General features: G+C 48.9%; 17 protein-coding genes. All 17 read right to left on the bottom strand.

The genetic code is table 11. The features are described from left to right. Positions 1–141: 141 nt before the first annotated feature. On the bottom strand, positions 142–1,821 hold the full coding sequence (locus ACAN54_RS01525; RefSeq protein WP_379151488.1) for a ribonuclease J: 1,680 nt from the start codon (positions 1,819–1,821) through the stop codon (positions 142–144). Positions 1,822–2,409: 588 nt separating this feature from the next. Next, positions 2,410–3,288, bottom strand: a complete 879-nt coding sequence (gene dapA / locus ACAN54_RS01520; RefSeq protein WP_379151483.1) for a 4-hydroxy-tetrahydrodipicolinate synthase — start codon at positions 3,286–3,288, stop codon at positions 2,410–2,412. 16 nt (positions 3,289–3,304) lie between these two features. Continuing rightward, complete coding sequence (gene dapG, locus ACAN54_RS01515; protein ID WP_379151480.1) at positions 3,305–4,525, bottom strand: aspartate kinase; 1,221 nt, start codon at positions 4,523–4,525, stop codon at positions 3,305–3,307. A 189-nt stretch (positions 4,526–4,714) separates the two neighbouring features. Beyond that, a complete protein-coding gene (locus ACAN54_RS01510; protein ID WP_379151476.1) occupies positions 4,715–5,311 on the bottom strand; it encodes a dipicolinate synthase subunit B in 597 nt (198 codons plus the stop codon). Further along, the gene (dpsA, locus tag ACAN54_RS01505) at positions 5,312–6,208 is read right to left on the bottom strand and encodes a dipicolinate synthase subunit DpsA (RefSeq protein WP_379151472.1); all 897 of its coding nucleotides are present in this window, start codon (positions 6,206–6,208) and stop codon (positions 5,312–5,314) included. It lies immediately after the preceding gene. A gap of 267 nt (positions 6,209–6,475) precedes the next feature. After that, the gene (dut, locus tag ACAN54_RS01500) at positions 6,476–6,922 is read right to left on the bottom strand and encodes a dUTP diphosphatase (RefSeq protein ID WP_379151468.1); all 447 of its coding nucleotides are present in this window, start codon (positions 6,920–6,922) and stop codon (positions 6,476–6,478) included. Continuing rightward, positions 6,900–8,165, bottom strand: coding sequence for a M16 family metallopeptidase (locus tag ACAN54_RS01495; RefSeq protein ID WP_379151465.1), 1,266 nt, complete (start codon positions 8,163–8,165; stop codon positions 6,900–6,902). Before ACAN54_RS01495 ends, dut begins: the two co-directional genes overlap by 23 nt. A 78-nt stretch (positions 8,166–8,243) precedes the next feature. Then, positions 8,244–9,233: a polysaccharide deacetylase family protein gene (locus ACAN54_RS01490; protein WP_379151462.1), complete on the bottom strand. Its 990-nt coding sequence runs from the start codon at positions 9,231–9,233 to the stop codon at positions 8,244–8,246. Between the two features lie 244 nt (positions 9,234–9,477). Then, entirely contained in the window at positions 9,478–11,580 is a 2,103-nt protein-coding gene (pnp, locus tag ACAN54_RS01485) for a polyribonucleotide nucleotidyltransferase (protein ID WP_379151459.1), read from the bottom strand. 349 nt (positions 11,581–11,929) lie between these two features. Then, complete coding sequence (gene rpsO, locus ACAN54_RS01480; protein ID WP_019910460.1) at positions 11,930–12,199, bottom strand: 30S ribosomal protein S15; 270 nt, start codon at positions 12,197–12,199, stop codon at positions 11,930–11,932. 149 nt (positions 12,200–12,348) lie between these two features. Continuing rightward, entirely contained in the window at positions 12,349–13,296 is a 948-nt protein-coding gene (locus ACAN54_RS01475; RefSeq protein WP_379151454.1) for a bifunctional riboflavin kinase/FAD synthetase, read from the bottom strand. A 38-nt stretch (positions 13,297–13,334) separates the two neighbouring features. Then, positions 13,335–14,249, bottom strand: a complete 915-nt coding sequence (gene truB / locus ACAN54_RS01470; protein WP_379151451.1) for a tRNA pseudouridine(55) synthase TruB — start codon at positions 14,247–14,249, stop codon at positions 13,335–13,337. Continuing rightward, positions 14,246–15,223 (bottom strand): DHH family phosphoesterase, encoded by a 978-nt coding sequence (locus tag ACAN54_RS01465; RefSeq protein ID WP_379151448.1) that lies wholly within the window; start codon positions 15,221–15,223, stop codon positions 14,246–14,248. The genes truB and ACAN54_RS01465 overlap by 4 nt, the downstream gene beginning before the upstream one ends. Before the next feature lie 21 nt (positions 15,224–15,244). Then, on the bottom strand, positions 15,245–15,598 hold the full coding sequence (rbfA, locus tag ACAN54_RS01460; protein ID WP_020434078.1) for a 30S ribosome-binding factor RbfA: 354 nt from the start codon (positions 15,596–15,598) through the stop codon (positions 15,245–15,247). Positions 15,599–15,616: 18 nt separating this feature from the next. Continuing rightward, positions 15,617–18,310 (bottom strand): translation initiation factor IF-2, encoded by a 2,694-nt coding sequence (infB, locus tag ACAN54_RS01455; RefSeq protein ID WP_379151444.1) that lies wholly within the window; start codon positions 18,308–18,310, stop codon positions 15,617–15,619. Continuing rightward, positions 18,303–18,626, bottom strand: a complete 324-nt coding sequence (locus ACAN54_RS01450) for a YlxQ family RNA-binding protein (RefSeq protein ID WP_379151441.1) — start codon at positions 18,624–18,626, stop codon at positions 18,303–18,305. Before ACAN54_RS01450 ends, infB begins: the two co-directional genes overlap by 8 nt. After that, the gene (gene rnpM / locus ACAN54_RS01445) at positions 18,619–18,927 is read right to left on the bottom strand and encodes an RNase P modulator RnpM (protein ID WP_019910454.1); all 309 of its coding nucleotides are present in this window, start codon (positions 18,925–18,927) and stop codon (positions 18,619–18,621) included. Before rnpM ends, ACAN54_RS01450 begins: the two co-directional genes overlap by 8 nt. Between the last annotated feature and the right edge of the window lie 14 nt (positions 18,928–18,941).

Here is an 18,941-nt window from a genome sequence, read left to right as displayed (position 1 = left end):
GATCCGTCACTACTCCCATTCAGAGTTAGCCAAAATCAGTAAAAGCCCCTCCTCCCGTGGAAACCGTCCAATATTTCCGGGGAGAAAAGGGGCTTTGGGGCCCAGCATATTTGTTTATTGGTTAAGAAGCAAGCCTCGTAATTACACTTCCATAATGATCGGCAGGATCATCGGTCTGCGGCGGGTTTGCTCATAAAGGAAACGGCCGAGTGAATCTTTTACACTAGTCTTAAGCGATGCCCATTCATTGACCTTCTCGCTCATCAGGCGCTGCAGTGTCCCGGATACAATCCGGTTCGCTTCGTCAAGGAGTCCTTCGGATTCCCGCACATAGACAAAACCGCGGGAAATGATATCAGGTCCAGATACGATGGCGCCGTTTTGTTTGCTAAGCGTTACCACCACTACAAGAATACCATCCTGAGACAGCAGCTTACGGTCACGGAGTACAATGTTACCTACATCACCTACGCCAAGTCCGTCAATCAGCACGTTGCCAGCTGTTACCTTGCCAGCTCTGCGTGCCGCACCTCCGGAAATCTCAATCACTTCACCGAGCTCGGTAATAAAGATGTTGCTCGGTTCTACACCTACTGATTCTGCCAGTAAGGCATGTCTGCGCTGCATCCGGAATTCACCGTGAATTGGAATGAAATATTTCGGCTTCATCAGGTTGAGCATAAGCTTCAGCTCTTCTTGGCTGCCGTGGCCGGATACGTGAACACCGGAATTGGAGCCACTGTAAATAACGTTGGCGCCTAGACGGAACAGTTCATCAATTGTACGACCTACATATTTCTCATTACCCGGTACAGGTGTTGCCGCAATAATCACGGTATCTCCAGGTAAGATGTCTACTTTGCGGTGACTGGAACGCGCCATGCGGGTAAGTGCCGACATCGGCTCGCCCTGGCTGCCTGTGCATAGAACTACTACACGGTTGCCAGCCATTCTGTTCATTTCTTCAGGTTCGATCAGCATGCCATCCGGAACGTTCAGATATCCAAGCTCGGAAGCAATGGACACTACATTGACCATACTGCGGCCAATTACGGTAATCTTCCGTCCTGTTGATTCCGCTGCGTTGACCACTTGCTGAATACGGTGCACGTTGGAAGCGAAAGTTGCTACCACCACGCGTTGTTCAGCTTTGCGGAAAATATCTTCCAGAACGATTCCGACATTTTTCTCTGAAGGAGTGAAGCCTGGTTTCTCGGCATTCGTGCTGTCAGACATAAGGGCAAGTACACCCTTCTGTCCAATTTCGGCCATCCGGTGCAAGTTGGCAAATTGACCGTTCACTGGGGTATGGTCAAATTTGAAGTCACCTGTGTGAACTACATTGCCTTCCGGTGTTTCGATGCATACACCGACAGAGTCGGGAATACTGTGGTTAGTTCTGAAGAAAGTGGCTTTGAGCGAGGTACCCAGTTCGATTTCAGAATCCTCATTGATGAGGATCCGCTTAGTCTCGCCGAGCAGGTTCGCTTCCTTAAGCTTGTTTTCCACAAGACCCATAGTAAGTCTCGTTCCGTAGACCGGAACATTCAGGTTCTTAAGAACATAAGACAATCCGCCGATGTGATCTTCGTGTCCATGGGTAAGTACAATACCTCTTACTTTGTCACGGTTCTCTGTCAGGTACGAGATATCAGGAATAACAATGTCAATACCGAGCATATCTTCTTCTGGGAACTTAAGACCCGCATCCACGACCACAATGTCGTTTCCGTATTGAACCACATACATGTTTTTCCCGATCTCTCCGACTCCGCCCAAAGCGAAAATCGTCAATTTATCGTTGTTGTTTTTTTTGGACAAATGAATCTAACCCTCCTATGATGTTGGACGTCATACTTTTATTTGTAAATATTAAGCTTCATTATTTCAGCGGCGCTGAACACATCTTCAAATTGCTGATAGCTTCCACAATCAACAAGGAAATTCCATAAGTCTGTATAATTTCGCACTGCGAAAATACCTGAATCGCGCAGTGAAACGCTTTTTGAGCGGAAAAAAGCCGTCAAAATTCACTGTCGCGCCCCTCGCGCGAAAATCCGGCTCCATTAGCACAGACTTATTCAAGGACCTATCCTGTCTCACAATGTAAAATACATTGACGGAAGATTACCGCATATTTAATTTTTACCGCACCCAGTCACTTAAGAACATTATACATGATTTTTTTGGCAAAAGACAAGTCATCCACACCGTTACCCTATTCTTTCCTTATTTTCAGACGGTTATTTGATAAAAAAACTGAAGAAATCGTCTCACATTTGAAGGCTTACACGTTATGAAGGAAGTGAAAACTTAATAATGCGTTTATATTGTTAACACAAAACATAAAAAAACCGGCACTCCTTGTCAAGGAATACCGGCTACAGCTTCGAGCTATTATTAATCTTGTTACTTCTGCAGCAGCGCTGCAATAAATGCAGCCTCTTCTTCGGTGGGTGATACTAGCGGCAGCCGTACCGTACCTACATCTACGCCGCGAAGCCCGAGTGCATACTTTACTGCTGAAGGATTCGGCAGTGGCTGTGGACATTCGAACAGTCCTTTGAAGACAGGGAACAGCTTGCGGTGAAGCGCCCCTGCTCGCTGTACATCGCCCGACACGTATGCTCCAATCATCTCCGCCATCTGTTCACCAACGATATGGCTGGCTACACTGATAATACCATGCCCTCCTACAGAGAGTGCAGCAAGTCCTGCAGAATCATCACCAGTATATACACGAAAATCTGCAGGGCATGCGGAGACAATCTGTGTAATCTGATCCACCGATAGACATTCCTTGATCGCCACGATGTTCGGAATCGCTGCAAGCCTGAGTGTTGTTGCAGTACTCATGCTGACGCTGGTTCGACTGGGAACATTATAGAGAATTGCAGGAAGCGTCGTCGCTCCAGCTATGGCAGAAAAATGCTGATATAGTCCTTCCTGATTCGGTTTGTTGTAATACGGGACAACCAGCAGTACGCCGTCCACACCTATTTTTTCTGCTTCCATTGTCAGATGTATGGAATGCCTTGTGCTGTTGCTGCCTGTTCCGGCGATGATTTTACAACGTCCAGCAGCATGGTTCAATACATAAGCGAATAACTCCAATTTCTCTTCATCGCTAAGGGTTGGAGATTCTCCGGTTGTTCCGCAGACCACAAGCGCTTCGGATTTCTGTTCCTCAATAAGATAGTCGACCAGCCGTGAGGTGGCTTCCCAATTAATCTCTCCAGCCCCGTCAAAAGGGGTTACCATAGCGGTTATTAATCTTCCGAAGTCCACTTTGAATTCCTCCTTGTCAGCGGTGTAATTCAAACTTGGCATGCAAAGCGCGCAGCGACTGCACCATATCTTCCTTTTTGACCAGAACCCATATAGTTGTATTGGAATCTGCAGACTGCAGAATCTGGATATTCTGTGCGCTAAGTGCCTCAACGATGCGGGCCATAATACCTGGAACCCCGTTGATCCCGCCCCCGATGACTGAAACCTTGGCACAGCCGGATAAGCTCGAAGGACGCAGACCCAGCTCCTGAAGAGCAGCAATCGCTTGTTCAGATTTGTCATCATTCACTGTATATAGTGCTTCACTTGGAGTAACATTGATGAAATCCACACTGATGCCATTATCGGCCATGCTCTTGAATATCTGCAGCTGTACGCCGGTTCCGTTGCCATTCGGGCATTCTACTGAAATCTGGGTGATATTGCTAACATAAGCGATCCCTGTGACATAGCGGTCTACTACTCCGTGCGAAACATCGCTGAATCCTTCAGGATGCGTTACAAGTGTGCCTTCGGCCTCAGAGAAAGTAGAACGGACCCGGACTGGAATCTGAGCCTGCATAGCAATCTCCACAGCGCGGGGATGTATGACCTTCGCACCCTGATAGGCCATATTGCAGATTTCCGTATAGCTTACATAGGTCAGTTGCTTCGCATCTTCTACAATCCGCGGATCGGCCGTCAGAATACCATCCACATCTGTATAAATATCAACCATATCCGCACGAAGTGCAGCACCGAGAGCTGTAGCTGAAGTATCACTGCCTCCACGTCCAAGGGTTGTGAAATCACCGGCTTCAGTCTGACCCTGGAACCCGGTTACAATAACTACTTTATGTTCCCGTAATTCGCGCAGAATACGTTCAGTCCTCACATCCAGTATTCTGGCATTGCCATAGTTGTTGTCCGTCAGAAAACCGGCCTGCGCTCCTGTCAGCACGGTTGATGGGATACCTTCATGCTCCAGCAAGCCGCATAAAGTGGTAGCAGAAATAATCTCCCCGCAGCACATCAACAGATCTTTCTCCCGGCTCGGCAAGGCATCCCCATTCTGCACGGCCCAGTCCAGCAATGTATCGGTAGCATACGGCTCACCCTTACGGCCCATTGCTGATACCACGACAACCAGGCTGAAACCACTAGCCAGCTCTCTTTTGACATGACGGATCACATGCTCTCTGGCCGCTGGTGTGGAAAGTGAGGTTCCGCCGAATTTTTGCACCAAAATACCCATGAATAATTCCTCCATTACTTCTCTAAGCAAGCATACTAATGCGTATATACACCTTCCATTCCATCGATGGAAAGAATCCGCCTGCGCGGGGGCATTATTCAGTTAGCTGAATAAAGTGTTGAACCGCCCTCAAATTGAGGACGGCAGATGTATACCTTATATATTCAGAATGCCTGCATGAAATGTTATCTATGCTGAATGAAACCGTTCGATAATCATCGGCTGTAGCTGGTTACCCTGCAGTGCCGCATAGCAGGCCTCTGGAATGAGATCCATCTTCGCTACAAGAGAATTCGGCTTGCCCTGCGGGTTATCCTGGCCGAACGGAACGAAATAAATATTCTTCGTCACCAAAAGCTTCGCGATATTCGACGCATTTAGTCCAAGTCCATCATTAGTGGAGATCGCCAGCACCAGAGGCCTTCCATTACGCATTTGCGATTTGGCGGCCATAAGAACAGGACTGTCTGTCATGGCATTAGCCAGTTTACTCGTAGTATTCCCTGTGCAGGGCGCGATGGTCAATACATCCAGCAACTTGGAAGGACCCAGCGGTTCCGCTTCAACAATTGTAGAAATGATATCATTCCCTGTTATATCTTTCAACTGTTTTAACCAATTTTCCGATGTGCCAAAGCGTGTGTCTGTATTCATCACGGATGCCGAAACAATCGGCACCACTTTGGCGCCGTCATCGATAAAGCGTTGAATCTGCGGCATCACCTCGGCAAACGTACAGTGTGAACCGGTAATAGCATAACCTACTGTTTTTCCATGCCAATCCATTTATTCGTCCCCCCTGTTAAAAGTCTCGTCCGATATCGACTGTACCAGCGCACCTGCCATAATAATTCCAGCGCTTTTGGGAGCAACGATTCCGGGCAATCCCGGTGCCAGCATGGCCTTGATCCCGCGTTTTTCCGCATAGCGGAAATCGCATCCGCCCGGGGCGGAAGCCAGATCGATAATTACACAGTGTTTGGGGAGACGCGACAGTACCTGCGCGGTAATAATCATACTTGGTATGGTATTGAAAATAAGATCAACTTCAGGTACATGTATCAGCAGTTCTCCAGTCATAAAGGGTTTCCAGCCCATCTCCTCGGCCCGTGCATAATGCTCTTGTTTCCTTACTCCCACCTTCACATTTGAACCGAGGCCCTGCAGTGCCCTGGCCATTGTGAACCCGGTTCTGCCCATTCCCAGTACCATCGAGGTCGATCCATGGATTGTAAAATCCGTATTCTGAATAGCCATAACCAGTGCTCCTTCCGCCGTAGGGATGGAGTTGTAGATTGCCACATCATCCCGGTTCAGCAGTTCCACCAGCTTCAGTGAATGCTTGGCGCACAGGGTTCTCAAATAACTTTTGGCCATACCGGTATATACCGTACAGCTGGCTGGCAACGCTGCAACATGCTCTTCCAGCAGTTGCAGGCGCTCCGAGGAAAAAAGAGCATTGATATTCCCCTCATCATCACAGCCTACAGTAGGCAGTACCAGCACATCCGAACGGCTCAGCAGCTCTACCGACATTTGTTCAATGCTCACCCCTGGGCTTGGGGTTTCCCACTTGTCGAATCCGGCAGCGCTTACCGTCGCATCCATTTCCACACATTTTCGAATCACTTCAATCTGTCTCGCGTCCCCGCCCAGGAACACGATCCTGATGCCAGTAAGCATAGGGATGACGCTCCTTTCCACATACACACTATCGAATATAGAGCATCTTATGCCGGGTTGGGCGGATGGGTGAATAACGAGAAGAATTGAATCACCTGCCTCATCAAAAAGACTGCACCAATCAAATTTGCCGCCTTAGGAGGTACCGGGCAGCTTTAACAATATCTGTTAGCACACAAAAAAAGCTAAACAACCAAAGCCGACCGGAACCCAATCCGGTTAACTTTGGTAATGTTTAGCTTGAGCTTATAATTAGTGTAGATAACCTTATTTACCTGTATGCCCGAAGCCTCCGGCTCCGCGTTCCGTCTCGGACAGTTCTTCCACTTCAACCAGTGTGACAGAAGGGACAGCCTGAAAGACCATTTGGGCAATCCGTTCATTACGGGCAATGGCAAACGGCTCCTGTCCCAGATTGATGAGCAGTACTTTGATCTCGCCACGGTAATCAGCATCAATGGTTCCCGGCGTATTCAGGCAAGTAATACCGTGTTTCAACGCCAGCCCGCTGCGCGGCCGGATTTGCGCCTCCAGGCCGTCCGGCATGGCCAGCGATATACCAGTAGGGATTAGTGCCCGTCCGCCCGGAGCAAGCACAACGGCTTCTCCCACAGCGGCATACAGGTCATAACCCGAGGCCTGTTCGGACATTTTACGGGGAAGCTCAACATCCTCATTCCCGGGAAGCTTGTTAATTTGAACGTAATACGACAAGATCATCTCTCCTAACATTGGCTATAGCTTTGTCTGTTGAGCCCACCATCGCAAGAGCCAGCGGCTCAGCAAACATATGGTCCAGCAAATGATTCACATCATCCATAGTCACCTGCTGGATTTTGGCGATCATCTCATCCAGTGTATCATGTCTTCCAAGCATCAGCTCGTTTTTACCAATACGGTTCATCCGGCTGCTTGTGCTTTCCAGGCTTAGAATCAGGCTTCCTTTAAGCTGTTCCTTGCCCTTTCGCAGTTCATCTTCGCTAAGCCCATGGACAGCAAGTTCATGCATCATTTCTTTGATCAGTTCTGTGACTTCTTTGGTCTGCTTCGGCGCAGTTCCTGCGTAGACGGTGAACATCCCGCTATCCGCCTGGGAGCTGTGGTAGGAGTATACCGAATAGGCCAGGCCGCGCTTTTCGCGGATCTCCTGAAACATGCGTGAACTCATACCGCCGCCGAATGCATTATTCAGCAGCACCATCGGATATTGCAGCGGACCTCCGCTTTGCACACCCGGTAAAGAGAGGCAAATATGGTTTTGTTCTGTTTTTTTGCGGTGGAACAACAGCTCACCCTGGAAATTGGGCACAGTCAGCGCAGCTGATTCACCATGATTCTGAAAAGATCCGAAGTGTTTCTCAAGCAGCTCAGCCAGTCCATCATTTATGTTGCCTGCTACACTGATAACTGTATTCTCAATGGTATACTGAGTCTTCATATAAGCCCTGAGGTCGTCTGGAGTCATTTCCTGAAGCCGTTCTTTGAGGCCCAGAATCGAATAAGCCAGAGGGTGTTCACCATAAGCTGCAGCACACATCAGATCATGTACCAGATCATCCGGTGTGTCCTCGCACATGGCGATTTCCTCCAGAATGACGTTTTTTTCCTTGGCCAGCTCGTCGGCATCCATCCGTGAACGGAAGAACATATCGGCCAGCACATCCACAGCAATCGGCAGATGCTCATCCAAAACCTTGGCATAATAACATGTATACTCTTTAGAGGTAAACGCATTGACGTTACCGCCTATCGCATCAAACTGTTCGGCAATATCCTTTGCACTATAGCGGTCGGTGCCTTTGAACAGCATATGCTCAATAAAATGAGAAATCCCGTTGTTCAGCGGCGTCTCATTGCGTGAGCCTGTTTTAACCCATATTCCAAAGGAAACGGATCGTCCGGTAGGGATTTTTTCAGTTACCACCCTTAGGCCGTTTGATAACACTATTTTTTCCACTTCAAAATCCTCCTGGCATAGCCCTGGTTCTGTCTATATTTAGTATACGCGCCTTTTATCCTACCAGAATTATTCGACTCACTCAACATCAGCAGACAGCACACGCTCCGCAGATAACGTCTGGCTAACCGTTCCCAATTGCAGACCTTTAGCCTTAATTCCCCGGATCATCCCTTTCAGCGCCTGCGACGAGGACGATGTAGGATGCATGAGAATCAAGGTTCCCGGCTCTGCCTTGCTGCTGATTTTGGATATGATCGATTCCGGGGAAGGATTGCGCCAATCTACCGTGTCGAGCGTCCAGAGTACAGTTTTGAGACCAAGCGAGGCGGCAATATCTACAGTTTCCTGGTCAAAATCACCGGATGGCGGTGCAAACCATATATTGGTCACACCGAGACTTTCCTTTAGCAGGTTCTGCGTTTTCTGGATTTCAGCGGTGGCCCGCGCCCTGCTTAAAGTGCTCATATTGGGATGGGTGTAAGCGTGATTTTCCATTTCATGACCGCGCTTCTGCATTTCCATAGCCAATTCTTTATTACGGCTGAGCCAGCTGCCATCCAGAAAAAAGGTGACCTTCACCTGCTCCTGATCCAGAATATCCAGCATCGGGATGATATACTGGTTCCCCCATGCGACATTGATCATCAGTGATACCATCGGTTTCGCCGGATTACCCCGGTAGATCGGCTGTGCTCCCAAGTCATTTAGTGAAATCTTAGGCGGAATCTGGCGGTAGAGAAGCTTCAAGCCGTCATTAGGGCCTTTAAGCATTGCATTCCTATAGGTTGCTTCTACATCTACTTCCAGACCATTATAGCCCGGTATAGCCTTCCATACGCGGTCTACGGTGGCATCTACAGGCGGGCTGTTCAGGGCGGATGCCTTGCTCTCTATCATTCTTCGCAAATCTTCCCCCGGTTGTTCTGCTAAAGCCTCGTTCCATACAGCCAGTCCTGTCTGCTGCTTAAGCTGGGACAGCATATCCTTCACGGGGCCTTGGGTACTGCCGATGCCGATTACGACAGCGATACAGGCCAGCACAAGTGCCGCTTTTTCCGTCTTCATGACGACTTTCCTCCCTGGCAGAAACGGTTCATTGGTCGGTCCCGGCACAGGAAGGTGCAGAGACGCTTTGTCCCAGCCTATGAACCCAAGCAAGAAAATATGACTACAATTGAAAATAGCCCCACAGAGTGGAGCTTGCTTGCCCGGACTTATAGTCATTTATATTTTAAAAAAAGAGCCAGAACGAAATTGCTTCTGTCTCTTCCCATTCATACATATGATCTGCATTGAAGCTGCAGTGATATTACGCCTTGGCTGCACCTTCTGAAGTGAGTACAGCTTTACGCGATAGATTGACGCGGCCTTGTTGGTCGATTTCGGTTACTTTGACAGTAATCGTATCGCCGATGGCTACTACATCTTCTACTTTGGCTACACGGTCTGTGGACAATTGGGAAATATGCACCAATCCGTCTTTACCCGGAATCAGTTCGACAAATGCACCAAACTTCTCGATGCGTCTAACTGTACCTACATAGATTTCGCCAACCTGTACTTCACGTACAATGCCTTCGATAATGCCGCGGGCTTTCTGAATCATTGCTTCATCTGAAGATCCGATAAAGACACGACCATCCTGCTCGATGTCAATCTTCACGCCGGTTTCCTCAATGATTTTGTTGATGATCTTGCCACCAGCACCAATGACATCACGGATTTTGTCCGGATTAATGTTAATGATAATAATTTTTGGAGCATATTTAGACAGACTTGGTCTAGGTTCGGAGATGGCTTCCATCATTTTGCCTAAGATGAACATACGTCCTTCTTTGGCCTGTTGCAGCGCATCCTGAAGAATCTTCCGGTCGATGCCGTCAATTTTGATATCCATCTGAATTGCCGTAACACCTTCAGCCGTACCAGCTACCTTGAAGTCCATGTCGCCCAAGTGATCTTCCATACCTTGGATATCGGTTAGAATCGAGACATGTTCCCCGTCTTTGATCAGACCCATGGCTACACCAGCTACCGGTGCTTTAATCGGCACACCTGCATCCATCATTGCCAGGATACTCGCACAGATACTCGCTTGGGAAGTAGATCCATTGGATTCAATGGCTTCTGATACCAGACGAATGGTGTACGGGAATTCTGTTTCACTAGGGATAACCTTAGACAACGCCCGTTCTCCCAGAGCTCCATGTCCAATCTCACGGCGGCCCGGCGCTCTAAGCGGACGAGCTTCCCCTACGCTGAATGGAGGAAAGTTGTAGTGATGCATAAACCGTTTGGTCTCAGCCGGATCAATCCCGTCAAGAATCTGAACATCACCAAGTGCGCCAAGGGTACATACGCTTAGGATCTGAGTCTGTCCCCGTGTAAAGAGACCGGAACCATGTGTGCGTGGCAGCAGAGCAGTATCGCATTCGATCGGACGAATTTCATCCAGCTTGCGTCCATCCGGACGGATCTTATCGTGGGTGATCAGGCGTCTAACTTCATCCTTTACGATATCATGGAGAACTTCCTTGACATCCTTCAGAAGCTCCGGTGTTTCTATGTATTTCTCTGCGAAATACTGCACCGTTTCATTGTTGATCAAATCGATGGCATCCTGTCGGGCATGCTTCTCGGCAATCTTCACAGCTTCCACCAGGCGGATCTGCGCATACGCGCGAACCTCAGCGTTCACTTCTGCATTTACAGCGTGCAGTTTCACTGCCATTTTCTCTTTACCCGCAACCGCAACCAGTTCTTCGATCACAGCTACGATCTTGCGGACTTCATCATGTCCGAACATGATAGCTTCAAGCATTACATCTTCCGGTACTTCATTGGCTTCTGCTTCTACCATCATAATGGCATCCTTAGTTCCGGCTACGACTACATAAATATCACTTACCGCTTGTTGTGCAACATCAGGGTTAATGATAAATTCACCGTTAATGCGGCCTACAGCCACACCGCCAATAGGACCGCTGAAAGGCACATCAGAAATACTGAGTGCAGCGGAAGTACCAATCATTGCAGCAATATCTGGCGCACAATCCTGATCCACACTCATTACGAGATTGAGTACCTGCACATCATTACGGAATCCTTCCGGAAACAATGGGCGGATCGGACGGTCCGTCAGACGGCTGGATAGAATTGCTTTCTCGCTGGGTCTACCCTCGCGTTTGATAAATCCCCCGGGAATTTTACCAACTGCATATAGTCTTTCCTCATAGTTAACTGTAAGCGGGAAAAAATCCAGATCTTTAGGTTCACTGGATGCTGTAACCGTACACAATACTGAAGTGTCACCATAACGGACCATAACTGCTGCGTTTGCCTGTTTGGCCAAGCGGCCTGTTTCGAGCACAAGGCGTCTTCCGCCAAGTTGCATTTCTACACGTTTTTCCATAAAATCCCTCCTTGAATGGTAGTAGACCTGCCGTTCACGATCACAGGTTCAATGTTAATTATAATTATATAAGAAGAAACGGCTTCGCCGTATGTACATTAAACTCTCCCGTTTCCTCAAAAATATAAGGATCACCTATAGCACAAGAACTATAAATTCTTATATTTCAAGCAAAAACGGCTTGTCCTCAAGATGAGGTTAAGTAGCCGTTTTGTGCACATCATATCTACTTGCTGCTAACCACAGTTTCCCCTAAATTTTCAAAAAGCAACCCGGCTGTCCCGCTGTCGCTCGTAAGAAGGACATACGGTATACAACCAGGCTGCTTTAGGGTAACGATTATGGAAAATTAGCGACGCAATCCCAGTTTTTCGATCAGGGCGCTGTAACGTCTGATGTCTTTGTTTTTCAAATACGCCAGCAGTTTACGACGTTGTCCAACCATCTTCAGCAATCCGCGACGGGAATGATGATCCTTCTTGTGCGTACGCAAGTGGTCAGTCAAATTAACGATGTTCTCCGTTAGGATAGCAACTTGCACCTCAGGGGATCCAGTGTCGGATTCATGAGTTTTGTGCTCGTCAATCAATTGGTGTTTACGTTCTTGAGTCAATGCCATCCTGTTCACCTCCTTCAATATAATCGCCAATAGCCTCGTCACCGTCGGTGAGAACATGCAACCAAGCTAAGGTTATGATGCTGTCATTCCAGCAACGTTAATCAGTATAGCACCTTCGCAGACAAATGTAAACGGCATGTCCATATGATTCAGGATTGATCTTCCAGCAGACTTTTTGCTGTCCCGGCATCTTCGCCAATTTGTGCGATCAAAGCACCAATAGATTCAAACTTGCGTTCAGGACGGATGAATGAGACCAGCTCCACCATAAGCTCTTGCCCGTAGATATCCCCCGCAAAATCAAACAGATGCACCTCAAAGCTGGGCGCTGTTACTCCTTCATGAAAGGTCGGCTTGACACCAACGTTCATTACACCGTGAAGAACCTCATCCTTGTAAAATACTCTGACAGCATAAACTCCCTTAGCGGGAATAACATAACGCTCATCAAGCTGTACATTTGCTGTAGGGAACCCTATCGTGCGTCCACGCTTCTCTCCATGTACCACTGTTCCCCGCAGATGATAACAACGTCCAAACCATGTATTCGCCAGAGTAAGCTCACCATTCTGGAGACTTTTACGAATACCGGAGCTGCTTACCTTCTGGCCCCCGATCAGGAAGGGAGGCGCAGTCACAACACCCATTGCCCCTTGCCCCAGCTCTCGAAGTCGTTCCGGGTCCCCCTCACCAAGGTAGCCAAAACGGAAATCAAAGCCAACCACGGCGGTTACAATCTTCAGAGGCAGCAGCATCACCGATACAAAATCCTCCGGACTTACTTTGGAAAGCTGCTCATTAAATTCAATGATATACAAAATATCGACCCCCATCCCGGCAAGAAGCTCCTGCTTATCCTTCGGTGGGGTCAAATATCCATCATAGTCACCTTTGCCCATTACATCCTTGGGATGAGGATGGAAAGTCATGACAGAGGCTGGAATGCCATCTTTGCGGGCCAGTGCAACAGCGGATGCAATGACGCTGGCATGTCCCAGATGCAATCCGTCAAATTGGCCCAAAGCTGTTACTTGTGGCTGTGCCCAATCTGCTGCAGTCTCCGGCGGTATCGGGTAGCTTAAGGTTACGGTTCTCACGCTGTCTCTCACCTACAATTCACTAATTAAAATTAAAGTTATGCTTGTGCAAATACCTTAACAGGCGCAATAGCCCCTGTCTCTTCCAATTCATAAATACCCAGGAACTCGCCTTGAACATCATAAAGACGAAAGTGTCCATTCTGCTTTACTTCAGGAGCCACATGCCGGATCGACAGACGCTGCCCTTGCAGAGCTGCTTTCTTCTTCTCATCCATCACTATATGTCTGGGTAAATGATTGATGGCTTCATCCGCTGCAATCAAATGCTCTTCCAGCGTACCAGCTTCCTTATGCGCAGCTATTTGCTCCAGAGTCAAGCAGTGGCTGGCCGATATTCCTGCTGACATGGTCCGTTCAAGCTTAACCATAACTCCAGGAAGTCCAAGTGCCCGTCCGATATCCACACATAATGTTCGGATGTAAGTACCTTTGGAGCACAAGGCACGAAACGTAATATCGGGATGTTTACCATTCCAGATCATGCCGAGCATCTCGATCTCATAGATCTCCACTTCACGGCTTTTACGCTCCACTGTTTTGCCTTCTCTGGCGAGCTCATATAGGCGTTTGCCGTCAACCTTGACAGCAGAATACATGGGTGGAACCTGAGAAATGACGCCTTTAAAAGAAGTAAGCACAGCAAGCACTTCAGCCTCCGTGACATTGACCTCTTCAACCGTTTCGGTAATCGTTCCGGTTAAATCCTCCGTATCACTGGATACTCCAAGTCTCAAGGTAGCCACATATTCTTTGGGCAGTTCCTGAATATATTCAACGACACGTGTTGCCCGTCCCAGACAGAGCGGCAGGACCCCGGTGACCTGGGGATCTAGTGTCCCTGTATGGCCGATCCGCTTCATTCCGAGAATGCGTCTCGCTTTGGCGACAACATCATGTGAAGTGAATCCGGCAGGCTTATAGACAGCCAAAACACCTGTAAGTTCACTCATAAATGACGTCTGACCTCCTGAAGTATCATCGGTATAGCCTCTTCGAGTGTAGCATCAATACGGGCACCTGCTGCACGCGTATGTCCACCGCCCCCGAATACTTGCGCCAAAGCGGCAACATCCACTTTGCCTGCCGAGCGTAGGCTTACTTTTACCGCATGTTCATGGATCACCTTGAACAGAATTCCCACCTCAACTCCGCGGATATTACGCGGATAGTTCACAATACCTTCAAGATCTTCATTGGCGGCATCACAATCCAGCATATCCTGTGGTGTCACGTATACCCAAGCTATGTCTCCTTCCGGGGACAGTTGCAAGGTACTTAACGCCCTGTTAAGCACTTTAACCTGTGCCAATGTCATTTCTTCGAGCAGTGTTTCCGCCAGTTCAGGACCGTTGACACCAAGTGCCAGCAGTTCGGATACGGCCGCCATCACTTTAGGAGAGGTATTGCTGTAACGAAAACCTCCGGTATCCGTTAACAGTCCGGTATAGAGAGCAGTCGCGATATCTATGTCCCACTCCATCTCAAACGTCTTCAGCAGGTCGAACAAAATTTCCGCAGTCGCAGCTGCATCCGGTTTAATCAGCGTAACATGGCCATAACCGTTGTTCGTAGGATGATGATCTATATTCAAGATGAGGGCATCGGTGGCAAAATGACGCTGGGTAAGCCCTACACGCTGAAAATCGGCACAATCGACGCAAATAACATTATGATATTGGCGGGATAGCCCGCCGTCAGCTAAATTAACAATCTCATTAGCATGCCATAAGTATTCCATTCGTTGAGGGATCGGTCCTTCATTCAGCATAGTATATTTTTTGCCCAGACATGAGAGAAGCCAGCCCACCGCGAGGGTGGAGCTGACTGCATCTCCGTCCGGCTGAACATGCGACACTACAAGATAATCGTCGTGTTCCAGCAGAAACTTACGGGTCTGCTGGAGACTTTGTTCATAGCTCTGCATTCGCCGTCTCCTTTATGTTACCTAGCTTTCTTCATTCTTGCCAATTTCACCAAGCAGCTTCTCGATATGGCTTCCGTAAGCAACGGATTCGTCAATCTTGAAGATCAGTTCAGGAGTATGACGCAGGCGGATCGCCTTACCAAGCTCTGACCGGAGAAAACCGTTCGCTTTCTCAATCGCTTTTAGTGAACCTGTAACCTGCTCTTCGTCCCCGAATACACTCAGGTATACTTTAGCCTGCGACAGATCGTTAGTCACGTCTACGCCGGTTACTGTAACAAACCCGATACGAGGATCCTTTAGTCCGCTTTGGATGAGCTGGCTCAGTTCTTTTTTGATCTGTTCGCCAACCCGTCCGGCTCTGATTTTAGACATCTATATTCACCTCTTCGCTTAGCGCTCTACCGTTTCCATGATGAACGCTTCGATAATGTCGCCTTCAGCGACATCATTATAGCGTTCCAAAGTTATGCCGCATTCATAACCTTGCGCCACTTCTTTTGCATCATCTTTGAAACGTTTCAAGGTGTCGATCTTGCCTTGGAAGACAACGATACCGCTACGGATCAGGCGCATTTCGGCATTACGGGCAATTTTGCCGGAAGTAACCATACATCCTGCAATAGTACCCACTTTGCTGATTTTGAAGACATTGCGCACTTCAGCATGGCCGATAACGTTCTCTTTGTAGATCGGATCAAGCATCCCTTTCATTGCACTTTCAATTTCTTCAATTACGTTGTAGATAATGTTGTGCAGACGTACATCCACTTTCTCCTGCTCAGCGGCTGCTTTGGTCTGAGCATCCGGACGAACATTGAACCCGATAACGATCGCATTGGATGCTGCAGCTAAGGTGATGTCGGATTCTGTAATCGCACCCGCTCCACTGTGGATAATCTTCACCCTTACGCCTTCAACTTCGATTTTGGCCAAGGATCCTTTGAGTGCTTCTACTGAACCTTGTACGTCACCCTTGATGATAACGTTGAGATCTTTGATCTCGCCATCCTTGATATGCTTGAATAGATCATCCAGAGTTACCCGGGTATTCGTATTCAGCTCGGACTGGCGCTGCGAAGTGGAACGTCTATCCGCAATTGCACGGGCTTTGCGCTCATCTTCAAACGCCATGAATGGATCGCCGGCTTGCGGGACTTCAGTCAGACCAGTAATCTCGACCGGAGTGGAAGGACCCGCTTCCTTGATCTTGCGTCCTTTATCATTAACCATAGCGCGTACGCGTCCGAAGCAGTTACCCGCTACAAAAGCGTCCCCGACTTTCAGCGTACCGTTCTGTACGAGAATCCGGGCAACCGGTCCACGGTTCTTATCCAGCTCTGCTTCTATGACAGTACCGCGGGCCCGTTTGTCAGGGTTCGCTTTGTACTCATTCACTTCAGCAACAAGCAGAATCATTTCCAGCAGTTCTTCCAGGTTGATGCGCTGCTTGGCAGACAAGTTAACGAAGATGGTGTCTCCGCCCCACTCTTCTGGTACCAGCTCATAGCTCGTAAGCTCCTGCTTCACTTTATCCGGATCAGCACCCGGTTTATCAATCTTGTTAACTGCAACGATGATCGGCAGACCAGCAGCCTTGGCATGGTTGATTGCTTCTACCGTCTGCGGCATAACGCCGTCATCAGCAGCGACTACGATAATAGTCATATCCGTTACCTGTGCACCACGGGCACGCATTGCGGTAAACGCTTCGTGACCCGGTGTATCTAGGAACGTGATTTTTTTGTGGTTGATTTCAACTTGGTAAGCACCGATATGCTGGGTAATCCCACCGGCTTCACCGCCGGTCACATTCGTCGAACGAATGGCATCCAGCAATGTCGTTTTACCATGGTCAACGTGGCCCATGATGGTTACTACTGGAGGACGAGCCTGCAGATCCTCTTCGGAATCGTTCTCTTCCACCGTTTCGAAGCTGTCTTCATCAACAGGAATCTTCACTTCTACTTCTACGCCGAATTCACCGGCAAGCAGCAGAATCGTGTCAATATCGAGCTCCTGGTTAATTGTAGCCATTACACCCATGGAGATCAGCTTCTTAATGACTTCTGAAGCATCCTTATGAAGCAGCTTTGCAGTTTCTCCGACAGTCATGCTGCCGCGGACAATGATCTTCTTCGGTGTGTTGTCGATCTTCTCGCGGTACACTGTTGGCTGGTTTCTGCCCCGGTTGTTCTTGCCGCCACGGCCGCGGAAGTTACCGCCTTTGCCGTCTTCAAAACGTTTCTGACCGCTGTTATTGTTGGGTCTGCCGCCAGTTGTATTCTTCTTAGGTCCTCTATCACCGCCGCGGGAGAAATCTCCGCCGCCTTGACCTTGTGGCGCACCAGTGCGTGGTGCACCGCTGCCTTGGCCTTGTGGAGCCCCGGTACGTGGTGCATTACTGCTTTGGCCTTGCGGGCGGTTTCCGCCAGTAGAGCTGCCTTGCGGACGGCTGCCGCCGGTGGAGCTGCCTTGCGGGCGGTTTCCGCCAGTGGAGCTGCCCTGCGGACGGTTGCCGCCGGTAGAGCTGCCTTGCGGACGGCTGCCGCCAGTGGAACTGCCTTGTGGACGGCTGCCGCCGGTGGAGCTGCCTTGTGGACGGCTGCCGCCGGTGGAGCTGCCTTGCGGACGGCTTCCAGTGGAACCTTGTGGGCGATTGCCGCTAGTAGAACTCTGCGGACGGGAATTCTGTGTGGAACCTGATGTTGCTATGCGGGAATCTTGTCCGCTTTGGGGCCTTGGGGACGTCGTCGATTGGTTGTTGTTTTGGTTACTGTTCATACCTACCTGCTTTTCCGGTTGATTTTTGTTGGCATTCTGAGCGTTTTGGGGTTCGGCGGTTACCGTTCCGGCAGATGCCGGACGGCTGCTGGTTCCGCTATCCCGCTTGGCTGCAGCGTTTGACTTTATGTCCTTGAAGAACTGTTCTACTTTGTTCACGGAGCTATTCTCCATGACACTCATATGATTATTCACAGGAACATTCAAACGCTTCAGAATTGTAATGATTTCTTTACTGCTCATATTGAGCGATTTCGCGTATTCATACACGCGCAGTTTATCCTTATTGTCTTCTTTAGTCAATAACTCCACCTCCGACAGTATCTCCAAGCACTCTGGAGATCATTTCCGCGAATCCTTTATCCGTAACGGCCAGCACAACGCGCTGGTCCTTACCAATACTTGCACCGAGGTCATCCCGGTGAAATGCGATTACTAGTGGAATATCGTAGGTTCCGCACTTGTCGCGGAACTTTTTCTGAGTATTATCTGAAGCGTCACCAGCAAGGACGACCAGCTTCGCCTCCGAAGACCGTACTGCTTTGAGTACAGCTTCGTCGCCAGTGACAATCTTGCCTGCTCTCATGGCAAGCCCTAAATAAGAAAGTGCCTTACTCATTGTCCTCACTATCCTTTGCTGCCAGAAACTGCTCCTCGACGGATGCAAAATCCCGAGCAAGCTGGGCATAGATTTCAGGACTCACTTGACATTTCAGTGCACGGTCAAGTGCTTTATTCTTTTGTGCCAGCTTAAAACATTCCAGTTTGCCGCAAATATAAGCTCCCCGGCCCGACTTCTTACCCGTCAGGTCAATCAGTACTTCGCCCTCCGGCGTTCTCACCACACGAATCAGCTCTTTTTTGGGCATCATCTCTTGGCTTGCAACGCATTTGCGTAGCGGTACCTTACGCTGTTTCATGTCAATCGCCTCCC

The organism is Paenibacillus diazotrophicus, from assembly GCF_042610465.1.
Note: the sequence above shows the minus strand (reverse complement) of the source record. Positions and strands in the feature narration are given on the sequence as shown.